This is a genomic window from Oryzibacillus soli (assembly GCF_051594765.1).
In the GTDB taxonomy this organism is placed as follows: Bacteria; Bacillota; Bacilli; order Paenibacillales; family NBRC-103111; genus Paenibacillus_AR.
The window spans coordinates 1-1,772 of record NZ_JBPPGJ010000064.1 but is presented as its reverse complement, the minus strand read 5'-3'; the positions used below and the strand labels follow the sequence as shown (position 1 = coordinate 1,772).

1 protein-coding gene is annotated in these 1,772 nt (G+C 61.9%); it reads right to left on the bottom strand.

Annotation, left to right across the window (positions count from 1 at the left end; translation table 11 throughout):
* On the bottom strand, positions 1-1,772 hold a 1,772-nt coding region (pflB, locus tag ACSEXW_RS28120), incomplete at both ends, for a formate C-acetyltransferase (protein WP_438449495.1).

Genomic DNA, 1,772 nt, shown 5'->3' with positions numbered 1-1,772 from the left:
TCCAGGATGGCCACCAGGTTGCGTACCTGGGATGCATCGTCCTTGCCCAGTGCCTGCGGCACGATGGAGAAGGTGTTGGAGATGCCGTCGACGGAAGCATGGTACGGCAGCTTGGAGACCGAGGTCAGGGAAGCCAGGGCGCCCTTCTGGTCGCGGCCGTGCATCGGGTTGGCGCCCGGTGCGAACGGCTCGCCGGCGCGGCGTCCGTCCGGCGTGTTGCCGGTCTTCTTGCCGTATACCACGTTGGACGTGATGGTCAGGATGGACATGGAGTGCACCGAATCCCGGTAAGTCTTATGCTTGCGCAGCTTGGTCATGAAGCGCTCGACGATGTCGACGGCCAATTGGTCCACGCGGTCGTCGTTGTTGCCGTATTTCGGGAAGTCGCCTTCCACCGCGAAGTCGACAACCAGACCCTTCTCGTCGCGGATCGTCTTCACCTTGCCGTACTTGATGGCGGACAAGGAGTCGGCGACGACGGACAGGCCGGCGATGCCGGTCGCCATGGTGCGCAGGATGTGGGTGTCGTGCAGAGCCATCTCGATGCGCTCATAGCTGTATTTGTCATGCATGTAGTGGATGACATTCAGGGTGTTGATGTACAGCTCGGCCAGCCATTCCATCATGGCGTCGTAGCGCTTCATCACATCGTCGAACTCCAGGTACTCGGAGGTGATGGGCTTGAACTCCGGCGCGATCTGGATCTTCAGCTTCTCATCCACGCCGCCGTTGATGGCGTACAGGAGGCACTTGGCCAGGTTGGCGCGGGCGCCGAAGAACTGCATCTGCTTGCCGACGCGCATGGCGGAGACGCAGCAGGCGATGGCGTAGTCGTCGCCGAATTCCGGACGCATCAGATCGTCGGATTCGTACTGGATGGCGCTGGTCTTGATGGACATCTTGGCGCAGTAAGCCTTGAAGGCTTCCGGCAGCTTGGTGGACCACAGCACGGTCAGGTTCGGCTCCGGCGACGGGCCCAGGTTATCCAGGGTGTGCAGGAAGCGGAAGGAGTTCTTGGTGACCAGCGGACGGCCGTCCATGTCGACGCCGCCGATGGACTCGGTCACCCAGGTCGGGTCGCCGCTGAACAGCTCGTTGTATTCCGGCGTCCGGGCGAACTTGACGAGACGCAGCTTCATGACGAAGTGGTCGACCAGCGCTTGAGCTTCACTCTCGGTGATGGTGCCGTTAGCCAGGTCGCGCTCCACGTAGATGTCGAGGAAGGTGGAGGTGCGTCCCAGGGACATGGCGGCGCCGTTCTGCTCCTTGATGGCGGCCAGGTAGCCCAGGTACAGCCATTGGAAGGCTTCCTTGGCGGTGGTGGCCGGCTCGGAGAGGTCGAAGCCGTAGGCTTTGCCCAGCTTCTTCAGCTCGTTCAGAGCACGGATCTGCTCGTTGAGCTCTTCGCGCAGGCGGATGATGTCATCGCTCATGGTGCGCAGACCGGTGTTGGCCAGATCCTTCTTCTTGTCGGCGATGAGGCGGTCGATGCCGTACAGCGCCACGCGGCGGTAGTCGCCGATGATGCGGCCGCGGCCGTAAGCGTCCGGCAGACCGGTAACGATGCCCGCTTTACGGGCGTTCTTCATTTCGTCGGTATAAGCGTCGAATACGCCTTGGTTATGAGTTTTGCGCAGCTCGGTGAAGATCCGGGAGATCTCTTCGCTGACCTTGAAGCCGTAAGACTCCGCGGACATCTCCGCCATGCGGATGCCGCCGAAGGGCTGCAGGGACCGCTTGAAGGGCTTGTCGGTCTGGAAGCCGACGACGGT